Origin of the sequence: Stenotrophomonas chelatiphaga (assembly GCF_032054965.1) — a bacterium.
Classification (GTDB): Bacteria; Pseudomonadota; Gammaproteobacteria; order Xanthomonadales; family Xanthomonadaceae; genus Stenotrophomonas; species Stenotrophomonas chelatiphaga.
On the sequence record NZ_DAMBRS010000004.1, the window covers coordinates 1 to 15,187 of the forward strand.

Annotated in this window: 13 protein-coding genes; 7 read left to right on the forward strand and 6 right to left on the reverse strand. The window is 66.5% G+C overall.

The features are described 5' to 3' along the window. Window positions 1–259 precede the first annotated feature (259 nt). The 6 genes from RTX79_RS07555 (at window position 260) to RTX79_RS07580 (ending at window position 7,636) form a co-directional block, all read left to right on the forward strand. Complete coding sequence (locus RTX79_RS07555) at window positions 260–1,543, forward strand: efflux RND transporter periplasmic adaptor subunit (RefSeq protein WP_312683033.1); 1,284 nt, start codon at window positions 260–262, stop codon at window positions 1,541–1,543. A gap of 29 nt (window positions 1,544–1,572) precedes the next feature. After that, window positions 1,573–2,289: an ABC transporter ATP-binding protein gene (locus RTX79_RS07560; protein ID WP_057508082.1), complete on the forward strand. Its 717-nt coding sequence runs from the start codon at window positions 1,573–1,575 to the stop codon at window positions 2,287–2,289. 8 nt (window positions 2,290–2,297) lie between these two features. Then, the gene (locus RTX79_RS07565; protein WP_309683337.1) at window positions 2,298–3,602 is read left to right on the forward strand and encodes an ABC transporter permease; all 1,305 of its coding nucleotides are present in this window, start codon (window positions 2,298–2,300) and stop codon (window positions 3,600–3,602) included. 21 nt (window positions 3,603–3,623) lie between these two features. Then, window positions 3,624–4,838, forward strand: coding sequence for an ABC transporter permease (locus tag RTX79_RS07570; RefSeq protein ID WP_312683034.1), 1,215 nt, complete (start codon window positions 3,624–3,626; stop codon window positions 4,836–4,838). Window positions 4,839–4,949: 111 nt separating this feature from the next. Beyond that, a complete protein-coding gene (locus RTX79_RS07575; RefSeq protein WP_312683035.1) occupies window positions 4,950–6,293 on the forward strand; it encodes a sigma-54-dependent transcriptional regulator in 1,344 nt (447 codons plus the stop codon). Beyond that, window positions 6,290–7,636: a sensor histidine kinase gene (locus RTX79_RS07580; RefSeq protein ID WP_123698909.1), complete on the forward strand. Its 1,347-nt coding sequence runs from the start codon at window positions 6,290–6,292 to the stop codon at window positions 7,634–7,636. Before RTX79_RS07575 ends, RTX79_RS07580 begins: the two co-directional genes overlap by 4 nt. Window positions 7,637–7,681: 45 nt before the next feature. Here the strand turns inward: RTX79_RS07580 and glmU are convergent, their stop codons facing one another. Continuing rightward, entirely contained in the window at window positions 7,682–9,049 is a 1,368-nt protein-coding gene (gene glmU / locus RTX79_RS07585) for a bifunctional UDP-N-acetylglucosamine diphosphorylase/glucosamine-1-phosphate N-acetyltransferase GlmU (RefSeq protein WP_312683036.1), read from the reverse strand. Window positions 9,050–9,131: 82 nt separating this feature from the next. On the opposite strand from glmU, the gene RTX79_RS07590 reads away from it, so the two are divergent. Then, window positions 9,132–9,515: a GtrA family protein gene (locus tag RTX79_RS07590; protein WP_312683037.1), complete on the forward strand. Its 384-nt coding sequence runs from the start codon at window positions 9,132–9,134 to the stop codon at window positions 9,513–9,515. Between the two features lie 129 nt (window positions 9,516–9,644). Here the strand turns inward: RTX79_RS07590 and RTX79_RS07595 are convergent, their stop codons facing one another. From RTX79_RS07595 to atpG, 5 genes are all read right to left on the reverse strand, one after another. Beyond that, entirely contained in the window at window positions 9,645–11,846 is a 2,202-nt protein-coding gene (locus tag RTX79_RS07595) for a hypothetical protein (RefSeq protein ID WP_312683038.1), read from the reverse strand. Window positions 11,847–11,864: 18 nt separating this feature from the next. Continuing rightward, on the reverse strand, window positions 11,865–12,053 hold the full coding sequence (locus RTX79_RS07600) for a hypothetical protein (protein WP_312683039.1): 189 nt from the start codon (window positions 12,051–12,053) through the stop codon (window positions 11,865–11,867). 272 nt (window positions 12,054–12,325) lie between these two features. Beyond that, window positions 12,326–12,748, reverse strand: coding sequence for a F0F1 ATP synthase subunit epsilon (locus RTX79_RS07605; protein WP_309683312.1), 423 nt, complete (start codon window positions 12,746–12,748; stop codon window positions 12,326–12,328). Window positions 12,749–12,861: 113 nt separating this feature from the next. Next, complete coding sequence (atpD, locus tag RTX79_RS07610) at window positions 12,862–14,268, reverse strand: F0F1 ATP synthase subunit beta (RefSeq protein ID WP_042614574.1); 1,407 nt, start codon at window positions 14,266–14,268, stop codon at window positions 12,862–12,864. Between the two features lie 38 nt (window positions 14,269–14,306). Next, entirely contained in the window at window positions 14,307–15,170 is an 864-nt protein-coding gene (gene atpG, locus RTX79_RS07615) for a F0F1 ATP synthase subunit gamma (protein WP_042614573.1), read from the reverse strand. Window positions 15,171–15,187: the final 17 nt, after the last annotated feature.

Sequence of the window (15,187 nt, forward strand, 5' to 3'; positions counted from 1 at the left end):
CGATGAGCACCGGCACCACATCGCGATCAGCGATCGCACCCACGATTCCGCACATAGACCCGCATTCCTTGGTGTTGATGTGGCCATTCTAGCGTGAGTGTCCGCCCGGGCCGTCTGGCCGCTTAACGAAAGTGTCCGCACGGGTGTCCGCGGACACTCGGACACCCGTTGGGACAACGCAACTGCTTGATCGTAAAGGAATGGGAAGTTGGCACGCTCCCTGCTTCATTACCGGCAGTCCGACCACCCAGGCCCTTCGATGATCCGCGACACTTCCGCCCAGGACCAGATCGTTTCCACGTCCACGTCCACGCCCGGTTCGGCCGCCAGCACCTGGCGCCGTTACCGCTGGCCCGCGCTCGCCGCGCTGCTGGTACTGGCCGGCATCGCCTTCGCCGTGCATGGCTGGCTCAACGCCAGCCGTTCCTTCGACAGCAGCCGGGTGCGCATCGCGCAGGTGGAGCGCGGCGACCTGGTGCGCGACATCGCCGCCGACGGCCGGGTGATCGCGGCCAACAGCCCGGTGCTGTATGCGATCTCGGCCGGCACCGTGACCCTGAAGGTGGTGGCCGGTGACGTGGTCAAGAAGGGCCAGGAGCTGGCGCTGATCGACAGCCCGGAACTGCGCAGCAAGCTGGCCCAGGAAGAGGCCACCCTGGCCGGGCTGGAAGCCGAATCCAGCCGTGCCGCGCTGGATGCCACCCTGACCCGCGCCAAGTCGCGCAAGGACACCGACCAGGCCGGCATCGAGAAAGTGGCCGCCGAACGCGACCTGCAGCGCTACCAGCGCGGTTTCGATGGCGGCGCGGTGCCGCAGATCGACCTGGCACGCGCGCAGGACGCGTTGAAGAAGGCCGACATCAACCTGGTGAACGCCCAGGCCGACACCCGCCTGCAGGGCCAGGGTGCGGACCTGGATGCGCGCAACAAGCGCCTGCTGGCCGACCGCCAGCGTGCGGTGGTGGCCGAGGTCAAGCGCCAGGTGGACGCGCTGACCCTGCGCGCCCCGTTCGACGGCCAGGTCGGCCAGGTGCAGGCCGTGCAGCACACCAACCTGGTCGCCAATGCGCCGGTGCTGGGCGTGGTCGACCTGTCCAACTTCGAAATCGAGATCAAGGTGCCGGAAAGCTTTGCCCGCGACCTGGCGATCGGCATGCCCGCGCAGCTGACCAGCGGCAGTGGCCAGCCGTTCGCCGGCGAGATCAGCGCGGTGTCGCCGGAGGTGGTCAACGGCGAGGTCACTGCCCGCGTGCGCTTCGCTGACAAGCAGCCGGCCGGTCTGCGCCAGAGCCAGCGCATGTCCGTGCGCGTGCTGCTGGATACGCGCAAGGACGTGCTGAAGGTCGAGCGTGGCCCGTTCGTCGAACAGGGCACCGGCAATGCCTACGTCATGGACGGCAACACCGCCGTGCGCCGACCCGTGCAGCTGGGCGTGAGCAGCCTGGGCGAAGTGGAGATCCTGTCCGGCGTGCAGCCGGGAGATCGCATCGTGGTCGCCGGCAGCGACCTGTTCAAGGACGCCGAGCGCGTTTCCATCAACTGACATCCCCCTTACCGAATCTGGAGAGAACCATGCTTGAGATGCGCGCTGTCGCCAAAGTGTTCCGCACCGAACAGGTCGAAACCCATGCCCTGCGTTCGCTGGACCTGCTGGTCAACGAAGGCGAGTTCGTCGCCGTGACCGGTCCGTCCGGCTCGGGCAAGACCACCTTCCTCAATATCGCCGGCCTGCTGGAGACCTTCACCAGCGGCACCTACCTGCTCGATGGCCAGGATGTGAGCACGCTGGGCGACGATGCGCGCAGCCGCCTGCGCAACCAGAAGATCGGCTTCATCTTCCAGGGCTTCAACCTGATCCCCGATCTCAATCTGTTCGACAACGTCGACGTACCGCTGCGCTACCGCGGCATGTCCGCGGCCGAGCGCCGCGAACGCATCGAGAAGGCGCTGAGCCAGGTCGGCCTGGGTTCGCGCATGAAGCACTATCCCAGCGAGTTGTCCGGTGGCCAGCAGCAGCGTGCCGCCATCGCCCGTGCACTGGCCGGCAGCCCGCGCCTGCTGCTGGCCGATGAGCCGACCGGCAACCTGGACAGCACGATGGCGCGCGGGGTGATGGAGCTGCTGGAGGAGATCAACGCTGCCGGCACCACCATCGTGATGGTCACCCACGATCCCGAACTGGCCGCCCGTGCGCAGCGCAACGTGCACATCGTGGACGGCCAGGTCACCGACCTGCTGCGCGAGCCGGTGCTGGCCACCGCGCGGCGCATTGCCGCCGTCAACGAGTGAGGCCCGCCATGTTCGCCTACTACGTCCGCCTCGCCCTGCGCAGCTTCCGCCGCAACAAGGTGCTGACCGCGTTGATGGTGGTGGCCATCGCGCTGGGCATTGGCGCTTCGATGACCACCCTGACCGTCTTCCACGTGCTGTCCGGCGATCCGATCCCGGGCAAGAGCGATCGGCTGTTCTACGTGCAGCTGGATCCGCGCCCGAAGTCGGGCTACGTCCCCGGCGAAGAGCCCGAAGAGCAGATGACCCGCTTCGATGCCGAAGCGCTGCTGCGCGAAAAGCGCGGACAGCACCAGGCGGTGATGACCGCCGGCGGCGCCACCATCGTGCCCGACGGCAGCACGCTGAAGCCGTTCTCGGTGGATTCGCGCTATACCTCGGCCGACTTCTTCCCGATGTTCGAGGTGCCGTTCCAGTACGGAAACCCGTGGACCGCCGCCGACGACGAAGGCCGCAGTCGTGTCGTGGTGTTGTCCAAGGCGCTCAATGACAAGCTGTTCAACGGGGCCAACAGTGTCGGCCGCAACCTGACCATCAGTGGGCATTCACTGCGCGTGGTCGGCGTGCTGAAGGCATGGCAGCCAGAACCGCGCTTCTTCGACCTGTCCTTCAGTGCCTACGGCCAGGAAGAAGACGTGCTGCTGCCGTTCTCCACCTCGGTCGACCTCAAGCTGGGCAGCACCGGCAACATGAACTGTTTCGGGGATACCGCGCCCACCGGCTCCAGTTCGGACCTCAACGCACCCTGCACGTGGCTGCAGTTCTGGGTTGAACTGGACCCGGCCAAGGCCGATGACTACCGCCAGTACCTGGTCAACTACTCCGACCAGCAGCGCGCGGCGGGACGCTTCCAGCGCCCGGCCAACACCCGCCTGTCGACAGTGATGGAATGGCTGGACTACAAGAAGGCCGTGCCCAGCGACGTGCGCCTGCAGGTCTGGCTGGCACTGGGCTTCCTGGTGGTGTGCCTGATCAACACGGTCGGCCTGCTGCTGGCCAAGTTCCTGCGCCGCAGCGGTGAAATCGGCGTGCGTCGTGCACTCGGCGCCAGCCGTGGCCAGATCTTCCTGCAGTGCGTGGTGGAAGCCGGCGCGGTCGGCGTGGCCGGCGGCGTGCTGGGCATCGGGCTGGCGTTGATCGGCCTGTACGCCGTGCGCCAGCAGCCGGTGGAGTACGCAAAGCTGGCCCACCTGGACGGCAGCATGCTGCTGCTCGCCCTCGGCCTGACCCTGTTCGCCAGCCTGGCCGCCGGCATGCTGCCGGCGTGGCGCGCGATGCAGGTCACCCCGGCCATCCAGCTCAAGTCGCAGTAAGCACGTCAACGAGGAATCATCATGGACATCCGCCCCATCCTCAGCACCCTGCGCCGGCACAAGACCGCCGCCTCGCTGATCGTGCTTGAAGTCGCGCTGACCTGCGCCATCGTCTGCAACGCGCTGTTCCTGGTCAGCCAGCGCATCGAAAAGATCAGCCAGCCCAGCGGCCTGGCCGAAAAAGAACTGGTGGTCGTGCGGGTGAGCGGCATCGGCAAGCAGACCGATGCCATGGCACGCACCCGCGAAGACATCGCCTCGCTGCGTGCGATCCCCGGCGTCACCAGCGTGACCCGGGCCAGCCAGCTGCCGTTCCGCACCAGCTCCTCCAACAGCGGCATCTCGCTGACGCCGGAGCAGGAGAAGCCGACCATCCATTCGACCATGTACAACGTCAACGAAAATGCCCTGCCCACGCTCGGCCTGAACCTGGTGGCGGGACGTGACTTCCAGCCGGGCGAATTCGTCGACCGCGAAGCGGCGATGAAGGAATTCCCCAGTACCAAGGCGATTTCAGGCATCTTCAGCCAGGCGGCCGCCAACCGCCTGTTCCCGGGTCAGTCCGCGGTCGGCAAGACGGTCTACATCGGCAACCAGCCGGTGCACGTGGTCGGCATCGTGGACTACCTGGCCACGCCCACCGGCTGGGATGACAACACCGACATGTCGTTGCTGCTGCCGATGCGGACCGACTTCACCGAAGGCCCGTACCTGCTGCGTACCGATCCGCAGCGCCGCCAGGAGGTGCTGGCCGCTGCGCTGGCGGCACTGGAACGCAACGATCCGAACCGGCTGGTGCGCGAGAAACTCACCTACGAAGAGCAGCGTGACAGCTACTTCAAGAACGACCGGGCGATGGTCGGCCTGCTGATCACCGTGTGCGTGGCCCTGCTGGTGGTGACCGCACTGGGCATCGTCGGGCTGGCCAGCTTCTGGGTGCAGCAGCGCAGCAAGCAGATCGGCATCCGCCGCGCCCTGGGGGCCACGCGGGGGCAGATCCTGCGCTACTTCCAGACCGAGAACTTCCTGCTCGCCACGGTCGGCATCGTGCTGGGCATGCTGGCCGCCTACGCGATCAACCTGGCGCTGATGAATACCTACGAGCTGCCACGCATGCCGCTGGTCTACCTGCCGGTGGGCGCGGTGCTGCTGTGGTTGCTGGGCCAGGTGGCGGTGTTCGGCCCGGCCCGGCGCGCCGCGGCGGTGCCGCCGGCGGTGGCCACCCGCGGCAGCTGAGGCGTACCCGCCCCGGCTTGTATATCCTGCTCCCATGATGTCCATGGCGCCGTGCCCTGCCCGGCGCCCATGTTCCGCCGAGCACGGCTCGGCGCCAACAGAAGCTGCCGCATGCCCGCGATCCTGATCATCGACGACAACACCAGCGTGGCCACCGCGCTGGACGTGCTGTTCTCGCTGCACGACATCGACACCCTGCAGGCGACGTCGCCGGAACAGGGCCTGGCCCTGCTGCGCGAACATCCCGTGGACCTGGTCATCCAGGACATGAACTTCACCGAGGACACCACCTCCGGCGAAGAAGGTGAAGCACTGTTCGCCCGCATCCGTGAAGCACACCCGGACCTGCCGGTGATCCTGCTGACCGCGTGGACCCACCTCGGCACGGCGGTGGAACTGGTGAAGGCCGGCGCGGCCGATTACCTGCCCAAGCCCTGGGACGACCGCAAGCTGCTGACCACGGTCAACAACCTGCTGGAACTGTCCGAAGCGCGCAGTGAACTGGATCGCCGCCGACAGCGCGAGCAGCGCCAGCGCAGCGACCTGGAACAGCGCTACGACCTGTGCGGTGCGGTATTCGCCGATCCGGCCAGCGAACGGGTGATCGCGCTGGCCTGCCAGGTCGCGCGGTCGACGCTGCCGGTGCTGATCACCGGTCCCAACGGCGCCGGCAAGGAAAAGATCGCCCAGATCATCCAGGCCAACTCGGCGGTGGCCAAGGGCCCGTTCGTGACGGTCAACTGTGGCGCGCTGCCGGCCGAGCTGATCGAAGCGGAACTGTTCGGTGCCGAAGCCGGTGCCTACACCGGCGCCAACAAGGCACGCGAGGGCAAGTTTGAAGCCGCCGACGGCGGCACGCTGTTCCTGGACGAGATCGGCAACCTGCCGCTGGGCGGCCAGATGAAGCTGCTGCGCGTGCTGGAAACCGGTCGTTTCGAACGGCTCGGCTCCAACCGCGAACGCCAGGTCAAGGTGCGCGTGGTCAGTGCCACCAATGCCGACCTGGGCGCGATGATCCGCGACGGCAGCTTCCGCGAGGACCTGTATTACCGGCTCAACACGGTCGAACTGACGCTGCCGCCGCTGGCCGAGCGGCCCGGCGATATCGTGCCGCTGGCCGAACATTTCCTGGCAGGCGACAAGCCGCTGTCCGCAGCAGCCAGCACGGCATTGCAGCGCCACCCGTGGCCGGGCAACGTGCGCGAGCTGCGCAACGTGATCCAGCGCGCCGAACTGCTGGCCATCGGCAACCGCATCGACGTGGCCGACCTCAACCTGCCGCGCGCGCCGGCCGCCCCGCGTGGCACCGGCATGACGGTCGACCCCGACCGCCAGCGCATCGAAACCGCGCTGGCCAGCAACCACGGCATCATTGCCCAGGCCGCCGCCGAACTCGGTCTGAGCCGGCAGGCCCTGTATCGGCGCATGGACCGCTTCGGCATTCCACGCGAATGAGGCAGCGCTCCTTCACTTTCCAGCTGTTCCTGCGCCTGCTGCCGGTGCTGGCCCTGGCGGCCGCACTCCCGTGGCTGCTGGCGTACTGGATGGACCACGGCTGGGGCGTGGCGATCCTGTCGGGCATCGTGCTGCTGGCGTTGATGTGGTTCAGCCTGAACCGCGCCATCGCACCGGTGCGTTCGCTGATGCGCGCCCTGTCCGGCGTGGTCAGCAGCTACAAGGACGGCGAGTTCAACTTCAGCGTGCACTGGCCGGCACGCGATGAACTGGGGCACCTGGTGGACGCGCACCGCGAACTGGGCGACGTGCTGCGGGAGCAGCGGCAAGCGCTGGTGCAGCGCGAACTGCTGCTGGACACCATGGTGCAGAACACGCCGGTGGCGATGCTGCTGCTGGCCGCCGGCGGCGATGGGCTGCAGCGCGTGGTGTTCTCCAACCTGGCCGCGCGCAAGCTGCTGCACGGTGGGTTCAAGCTGGAAGGCCAGCGCCTGGCCGAACTGCTGGAACAGATGCCGATCGCCCTGCGCGACGCCATTTCGCGTGGCGGCGACAGCCTGTTCGCCGTGCGCGAAGAGGACAGCGAGGACGAGGAAGATGAGCAGATCTATCATCTTTCGCGGCGCGCCTTCCATCTCAATGGACGGCCGCACGACCTGCTGCTGATCCGCCTGCTCACCGCCGAACTGCGCCGGCAGGAAGTACAGACCTGGAAAAAAGTCATCCGCGTCATCAGCCACGAGCTCAATAATTCATTGGCTCCCATTGCGTCCCTGGCGCACTCCGGCGGTGAACTGGTCAAGCGCGAGCGCTTCGACCGCCTGCCGGAGATCTTCTCCACCATCGAAGACCGCGCACGCCATCTGGAAGGCTTCATCCGGGGCTATGCGCGGTTCGCCAAGTTGCCGCAGCCGCAGTTGCAGACCGTGCACTGGGCCCCGTTCCTGGCCAGCCTGCAGCAGCAGATTCCGTTCCAGATGGACGCGCTGGATGAAGACCTGCACAGCCGGGTGGACATCGCCCAGCTCGGACAGGCGTTGTTGAACCTGGTCAAGAACGCACACGAAGCCTGCGCCGAGTCCGACCCGCCCAATGACGATGTGCGGGTCAAGGTCACGCGCCTGCCGCAGTGGCTGCGGCTGGATGTACTGGATCGCGGCAAGGGCATGAACGAAGCGGTGCTGCAGAACGCCCTGACCCCGTTCTATTCGACCAAGCGCAACGGCACCGGCCTGGGGCTGGCGCTCACCCGCGAGATCGTGGAAGCGCACGGCGGTCGCATCGCGCTGCAGAACCGCACCGAAGGCGGGCTGTGCGTGTCGTTGCTGTTGCCGCAGAACTGATCCGCGACGCCGGGCATGCCTCGGCGCTACCGGGGGTCGGGCACGTCAGGACTTCTTCTGCGGTCGCTGCCAGCCTTCGATCACCTGCTGGCGGCTGCGCGCCACGGTCAGCTGGCCATCCGGCGCGGTGCGGGTGATCACCGATCCGGCGGCGATGGTCGCGCCCTCGCCCACCAGCACCGGTGCCACCAGCGAACTGTTGGAACCGATGAAGGCGTTGTCGCCGATCGTGGTCTGCGACTTGTTCACCCCGTCGTAGTTGCAGGTGATGGTGCCGGCGCCGATGTTGACCTTGCTGCCGATGACCGCATCACCCAGGTAGCTCAGGTGGTTGGCCTTGCTGCCCACGCCCATGCGGATCTTCTTGGTTTCCACGAAGTTGCCCACGTGCACGCCATCGGCCAGCACGGTACCCGGGCGCAGCCGTGCGAACGGCCCGATCTGCGCCGCGCCTTCGGTCACCACGCCTTCCACGTCGCAGTGCGCCAGCACGGTGGTGCCCGGTCCCAGGGTGACATCCTTGAGTCGGGTGAACGGACCAATGCTGACCCCGTCGCCGAGTTCCACGCGGCCTTCCAGGATCACGTTGACGTCGATCTGCACGTCACGGCCGACGATCACCTCGCCGCGGATATCAACCCGGGCAGGGTCCAGCACGCGCGCGCCCTGCACGCACAGTGCACGCACCGCGCGCTGCTGCCAGGCACGTTCGAGCTGCGCCAGCTGCCACGGATCGTTGGCGCCCTCGGCATCCTGCGGATCGGCGACCAGGCTCATCTCCGCTGCAGTGTATTCGTTGGCGGCGAAGGCGAACACATCGGTCAGATAGTACTCGCCCTGCGCATTGGCATTGGACAGCTGCGAGAGCCAGCGCCGCAGCGCGGTGGACTCGGCGGTGATGATGCCGGTGTTGATGGTGCGGATGCGGCGTTGTTCCTCGCTGGCATCCTTCTGCTCCACGATCGAGCCGACCTTGCCTTCGGCATCGCGCACGATGCGCCCGTAACCGGTCGGGTCGTCCATCTCCGCCGCCAGCACCGCCAGTCGGCCCGGCTGGTCCAGCAGCTCGCGCAGGGTCTGCGCGCGGATCAACGGCACGTCGCCGTACAACACCAGCACCTGCGCGGCGTCCGGCACCTCCGGCATCGCCTGCGCCACGGCATGGCCGGTGCCCAGCTGCTGCGACTGCTCGGCCCACAGCAGGTCGGGCTGGCTGGAAAAATGCGCGCGCACGGCATCACCGCCATGGCCGTACACAATGTGGATCGCATCCGGCTTCAGCTCGCGTGCGGTGGCGATCACATGGGCCAGCATGGGTTGTCCCGCCACCGGCTGGAGCACCTTCGGCAATACGGACTTCATGCGCTTGCCGGCGCCGGCGGCGAGGATGATGACGTGCAGGGCTTGGGTCATGGGAAAAAGGGTCCGCGATGGTTTCGCGACATTCTAGAACGGCCGCCGTTAACATGACTCACGCATCCTGCATCTACCGTCCATGACCCTGCTCCGCCAAGGTGGCTCCTACCTCGTCGTCGGCCTGCTCCAGCTGCTGCTGGACTGGTGCGTGTTCGTCGCCGTGACCGCGTTGGGCGTGCCGGTGGTACCGGGCAACCTGATCGCACGCGCCTGCGGGATGCTGTTGGGTTTCTGGCTCAACGGGCGCTACACCTTTGCCGATGCCGGCAGGCAACGGCTGGGATGGAAGCGCTTTGGCCGTTTCATCGCAGTGTGGGCCGTATTCACCGCGTTGAGTACGGTGCTGGTCGCTGCTGCCGATCAGGCGTTGGGGCTGGAGTACGCATGGTTGGCCAAGCCGCTGGTGGAAGGCGGGCTGGCCGGGCTGTCGTTCCTGCTGATGCGGCGCCTGGTGTTCCGCTGACCCATCGCGCAGCACATCGGTAGCGCCGTGCCATGCTCGGCGAGCACGGCGGGCCGTGGCCTGAACGATGCCGCCGGGCATGGCTCGGCGCTACCGCTTCATGACCGGCAAATTCACTCCACACGGGCCTCAGCGGCCGAGGCGCTGGCCCAGTCCGTCGCGCCACAACTGCAGCGGACTGAAACGGAACGCAACCTGATGGCGACCGGCCGGTACGCAGACCGCACGGAACAGTCCGTTGGCGCGCATCAGCGGTGCTGCCGCCCCATCCACGCTGGCCTGCCAGCCCGGAGCGGTCACCTCATTGACCACCAGCCACGCCGGCGCGGCCGCGTCCACCTGCACGCTCAGCCCACTGGCCCGGTAGACCGTCGCGCCCACCTGCAGCTTGCCCGCATCGGCATCGGCACACGCCGCCTGCGTATCGCCGGGCAGCCAGACCGTGGTGCTGAAGTCGGTCCGGTTGAATGCCGCGGCAGGCGGCAGGTCTTCATCATGACGACGCACTGCCGTGGGATTGAGCATCCGCGGCAGCATGCTGTCACGTTGCATCACCTGCAGTTCGGCGTCGTAGGCATGCGAACCCGGGAACGCGGTCGGTGCCAGCACCCAGCGCACGCCGATCAGATCGTACAGCGGCGCATCGAAGTCCGGCGTCCATGGCGTTTCCGGTTTCTGCTGCACGCTGTCGAGCGGATCACCGGGCATGCCGAGCATCTGCAGGGCGCGGCGGTCGAGCAACGGATTGTAGCCATTGGCCAATGCCAGCCCATGGACGGCCGCGCCATTGGTCAACGGCCCGATGCCGAAGGCCAATGCGCGTTCGGGCAGGCCTTCGCTGCGCTGCGCGGACAGCAGCTGGTACGCGCTCTGCGCCGGCCCGGGCCGCGTTGCGGTCAGCACCGGACGGGTGGCGCTGCGCGCGTTGAACGAGGTACTGACGTTGAACATCAGCAGGTCCAGCAGCATCAGTCCCAGCAGCCAGCGCGACGGCGAACGGTGACGTATCAACTGACGCACCGCGACCGCCCCGATGGCGACGCTGATTGCCAGCCACGCCCCCCCCTGCAGGCGTCCACTGCCCAGGACCAGCCACGCACCGGCAACGGCCAGCATGACCACCACCAGCAGCGATGGCAGGTGCGGGCGCAACGGATCGCGCTGCAGGGCCGACTGCAGCGCATGCGCGGACAGCCATGCCGCCGCCGGGACGGCGAGGAACAATCCATCCGACGGGCGACGGAACAGGTCCAGCCCCGGCAGCCAGCCGAACAGCCACGGGAACAAGGGCGTGGCCCCGCCGAGCGCGAACAGCACGGCCAGCACGAAGACCGCCAGCGCGATGCGCGCGCCGCGCGGATCGCTGCGCACCACCGCGCCACCCCATGCAAGCCACACCGCCAGCGGCACAGCCCCCATGTACAGATAGTCGGTGGTGATATCCCCGAACGCCCAGCTGTCACCGCGTCCCTGTTCGAACACATTGCCGGACAGCAACGTGACCAGCGATTGCCAGTGGATGGCGCCCGGCAGGGCGGCCTGCAATGACACCCCATCACGGTTGGTATGGGCCAGCCATGCGAACGTGGACAGCCATTGGGGGGCACTGATCGCCGCTGCCATCGCGCCTACCGTCGCAAGCTGCAGGCACAGGCGGATGCGCCGGGCGCGCGCCATGGCGATCGCAGCGATGGCATACACCGCACACGCCAGCACGATCAGGTAGGTGACCTGGGTCAGCTGTAGCGCACACAGCCCCCCGACAACGCCGGCCAGCACGGCATGACGCCAGCGCAGATGATGCCGCAGCTGGTCCAGCGCCAGCCACAACCAAGGCAGCAGGCAGTAACTGACGATCATCGGGGTGTGCTGCAGGCGCGCCGCCGCGACCCCGCCGAACAGGAAAACCAGTGCGAACATCAGCTGCGGCAACCGCTGTAACCCTTGGGTTGCCGCAAGTTTCAACGCACCCATCCCCGCTACCATCACATGCAGCAGGATCACCACCGTGAACCAGTGCAGCGAGGCAGGCGCCAGCAGCATCGGCAGCACCACGGTTGGCTGCAGGGTCATCATCTGCGGGTCGGCCAGCTGCGGATAACCGCCGTGCAGGTAAGGATTCCACCACGCGACGTCCCCCAGCAGCAGCTGCTGGGCGGTGAAGCTCACCGCAGGAAAAAACTGCTGGACGGCATCGAAGGGAATTGTCCAGACGCCGAGCAGCCACGGCAGGCACAGCACCAGCCACATTACGCACCACGCGAAACCTGGCGTCGCGGTTGAACGGGTCCAGCGGTTGATGAGCGAAACCGCGCCGATAGTCTGCTGCACCCTGCTCTCCTTGCTTTATCAGCGCATGCCGCCAGCCTCGGGGCGGCAAAGATCAATCATAGCCCGCACCAGCGCGGCATGCCCGAGGGCCTCCTGCATGCGGTCATCCACCGCTTCCGCAACCGTCTTCGTGCAGCCCGGCCCGCCGCGCCGCCGGGCGATGCCAAGCCATGGCGCAGGCAGCTTTTCGTCTACCACGTCGATCATGCCACGCAGTGGCCTGCGCGGCTGCAGGCAGTAACGTGGCGAGAAGCACTGCCCGGCAGTAAGAGAGGACAGGCATGGCATGCCTTCCGGTAGAAGGAGCCCCTAGGGTGAACACCCGTGGTCGCCAGCACGAGGAACCGGCGCACAGTTCGGCCGGCACCATCGGCAATGCGCGGAAAATACAAACGCCGGCCCAGGGCCGGCGTCGGACCAACCAGCGGAGATGGCGCGTGACGACCCGCGGTCGTCACCCACCGAACCCGCCCGGAAGTTCAGTGCTTCAGGTTCTTGCGCAGGCGCTCCAGCGCCTGCAGCTGGGCAGTCACTTCGGCCAGCTTCTGCTGGGCCTCGGCGATCTCCATGCCTTCACCCCGGTTGGCCAGCATGCGCTCGGCTTCTTCCTTGGCCTTGCGTACCGATGCTTCATCGATATCCTGCGCGCGGATCGCGGTGTCAGCCAGCACGGTAACCACCTGCGGCTGCACTTCCAGGATGCCGCCGGAGATGAAGAAGTCCAGCTGCTCGCCATTGGCCTGGGTGACCACCACCTTGCCCGGCTTGAGGCGGGTGATCAGCGGTGCGTGCTTGGGCGCGATGCCCAGCTCGCCCAGCTCACCGGTGGCCACGACCAGGGTCGCTTCACCCCGGAAGATTTCCTGCTCGGCGCTGACGATGTCGCAACGGATCGTGCTCATGCAAATCTCTTCACTGTTCGCGGCGGCACGATGCCACCGGGGAGGAGCCACGGCGCGGACGGGTGTCCAGCGCCGGTGTCAGGTCGGGCAGGATCGCTCCCGCCCGATCCGGATCAGGCCTTTTCGGCCATCTTCTTGGCCTTTTCGACCGCTTCTTCGATGCCGCCGACCATGTAGAACGCCTGCTCCGGCAGGTGGTCGTACTCACCATCGACGATGGCCTTGAAGCCACGGATGGTGTCCTTCAGCGACACGTACTTGCCCGGCGAACCGGTGAACACTTCCGCCACGTGGAACGGCTGGCTGAAGAAGCGCTCGATCTTGCGGGCGCGGGTCACGGCCTGCTTGTCTTCTTCGGACAGTTCATCCATGCCCAGGATGGCGATGATGTCCTTCAGTTCCTTGTACTTCTGCAGGGTCTGCTGGACGCGCTGGGCGGTGTCGTAATGCTCGTGGCCGATGACCAGCGGGTCCATCTGGCGGCTGGTGGAATCCAGCGGATCCACGGCCGGGTAGATACCCAGCGAGGCGATCGAACGCGACAGGGTCACGGTCGAATCCAGATGGGCGAAGGTGGTCGCCGGCGACGGATCGGTCAAGTCATCGGCCGGCACGTAGACGGCCTGGATCGAGGTGATCGAGCCATTCTTGGTGGAGGTGATGCGCTCCTGCAGGACACCCATTTCCTCGGCCAGGGTGGGCTGGTAGCCCACGGCCGACGGCATGCGGCCCAGCAGTGCCGACACTTCGGTACCGGCCAGGGTGTAGCGGTAGATGTTGTCGACGAACAGCAGCACGTCCTTGCCCTTGCCCGACGCGTCCTTCTCGTCGCGGAAGTACTCGGCCATGGTCAGGCCGGTCAGCGCGACGCGCAGGCGGTTGCCCGGCGGCTCGTTCATCTGGCCGTACACCATCGCGACCTTGTCCAGGACGTTGGAGTCCTTCATCTCGTGGTAGAAGTCGTTGCCCTCACGGGTACGCTCACCCACGCCGGCGAACACGGACAGGCCGCTGTGCGCCTTGGCGATGTTGTTGATCAGTTCCATCATGTTGACGGTCTTGCCGACGCCGGCGCCGCCGAACAGGCCGACCTTGCCGCCCTTGGCGAACGGGCACATCAGGTCGATGACCTTGATGCCGGTTTCCAGCAGCTCGGTGGCCGGGGACTGGTCTTCGTACGACGGCGCGGCACGGTGGATTTCCCACGTGTCACTGGCGGCCACCGGGCCGGCTTCGTCGATCGGGCGACCCAGCACGTCCATGATGCGACCCAGGGTGCCCGGGCCGACCGGCACGGAGATGCCGCGCTCGGTGTTGGTGGCGACCAGGTTGCGCTTCAGGCCATCGGTGGAACCGAGGGCGATGCAGCGGACCACGCCGTCGCCCAGCTGCTGCTGGACTTCGAGGGTGATTTCGGTGTTGTCGACCTTCAGTGCGTCATACACCTTCGGTACCGACTCACGGGGGAACTCGACGTCGACGACCGCGCCGATGATCTGAACGATCTTGCCCTGACTCATTGCTGCATCCTCTGGATTTTGTGCTTTGGACGTGCGCGTCAAACTGCTGCTGCGCCGCCGACGATTTCGGAGATTTCCTGGGTGATCGCTGCCTGGCGGGCCTTGTTGTAGACCAGCTGCAGGGTTCCGATCAGCTTGTTCGCGTTGTCGCTGGCCGCCTTCATCGCCACCATGCGTGCCGCATGCTCGGAAGCAACGTTTTCCAGCACCGCCTGGTACACCAGCGACTCGATGTAACGCGTCATCACGTGCTCCAGCACGGTCGCGGCATCGGGTTCATACAGGTAGTCCCAGTCGTGGTGCGCGACCTGCTTTTCAGCGGCCGGCAACGGCAGCAGCTGGTCGAAGCTGGCGGTCTGGGTCATGGTGTTGACGAAGCGGTTGTACACCAGGTACACGCGGTCGACCTTGCCCTCGGTGAATGCATCGAGCATCACCTTGATCACGCCGATCAGCGATTCCAGGCGCGGCACGTCACCCAGGTGGGTCACGCTGCCGACCATGTTGACCTTGATGCGACGGAAGAAGGTCGATGCCTTCTGGCCGATCGTCACCATGTCCACTTCGGCACCCTTTTCCTGCCAGGCACGGGCTTCGCCCAGCGTCTTGCGGAACAGGTTGTTGTTCAGGCCGCCGGCCAGGCCGCGATCCGACGAGATCACGATGTAGCCCACGCGCTTGACCTGTTCACGCTCGACCAGGAACGCATGCTGGTAATCGGTGCTGGCCTGGGCCAGGTGGCCGATCACCTGCTTCATCGCCTGCGCGTACGGACGCGATGTCTTCATCCGCTCCTGCGCCTTGCGGATCTTGGAGGCCGAGACCATCTCGAGCGCGCGCGTCACCTTGCGGGTGTTCTGCACGCTCTTGATCTTGGTTTTGATTTCGCGTCCGCTTGCCATCTCTTATTCCCGTATGT

What these genes read in the sequence shown, in the direction of transcription:
- RTX79_RS07555 (WP_312683033.1), top strand. Translation starts at nt 260, where the DNA reads ATGATCCGCGACACTTCCGCCCAGGACCAGATCGTTTCCACGTCCACG.
- RTX79_RS07560 (WP_057508082.1), top strand. Translation starts at nt 1,573, where the DNA reads ATGCTTGAGATGCGCGCTGTCGCCAAAGTGTTCCGCACCGAACAGGTC.
- RTX79_RS07565 (WP_309683337.1), top strand. Translation starts at nt 2,298, where the DNA reads ATGTTCGCCTACTACGTCCGCCTCGCCCTGCGCAGCTTCCGCCGCAAC.
- RTX79_RS07570 (WP_312683034.1), top strand. Translation starts at nt 3,624, where the DNA reads ATGGACATCCGCCCCATCCTCAGCACCCTGCGCCGGCACAAGACCGCC.
- RTX79_RS07575 (WP_312683035.1), top strand. Translation starts at nt 4,950, where the DNA reads ATGCCCGCGATCCTGATCATCGACGACAACACCAGCGTGGCCACCGCG.
- RTX79_RS07580 (WP_123698909.1), top strand. Translation starts at nt 6,290, where the DNA reads ATGAGGCAGCGCTCCTTCACTTTCCAGCTGTTCCTGCGCCTGCTGCCG.
- glmU (WP_312683036.1), bottom strand. Translation starts at nt 9,049, where the DNA reads ATGACCCAAGCCCTGCACGTCATCATCCTCGCCGCCGGCGCCGGCAAG.
- RTX79_RS07590 (WP_312683037.1), top strand. Translation starts at nt 9,132, where the DNA reads ATGACCCTGCTCCGCCAAGGTGGCTCCTACCTCGTCGTCGGCCTGCTC.
- RTX79_RS07600 (WP_312683039.1), bottom strand. Translation starts at nt 12,053, where the DNA reads ATGATCGACGTGGTAGACGAAAAGCTGCCTGCGCCATGGCTTGGCATC.
- RTX79_RS07605 (WP_309683312.1), bottom strand. Translation starts at nt 12,748, where the DNA reads ATGAGCACGATCCGTTGCGACATCGTCAGCGCCGAGCAGGAAATCTTC.
- atpD (WP_042614574.1), bottom strand. Translation starts at nt 14,268, where the DNA reads ATGAGTCAGGGCAAGATCGTTCAGATCATCGGCGCGGTCGTCGACGTC.
- atpG (WP_042614573.1), bottom strand. Translation starts at nt 15,170, where the DNA reads ATGGCAAGCGGACGCGAAATCAAAACCAAGATCAAGAGCGTGCAGAAC.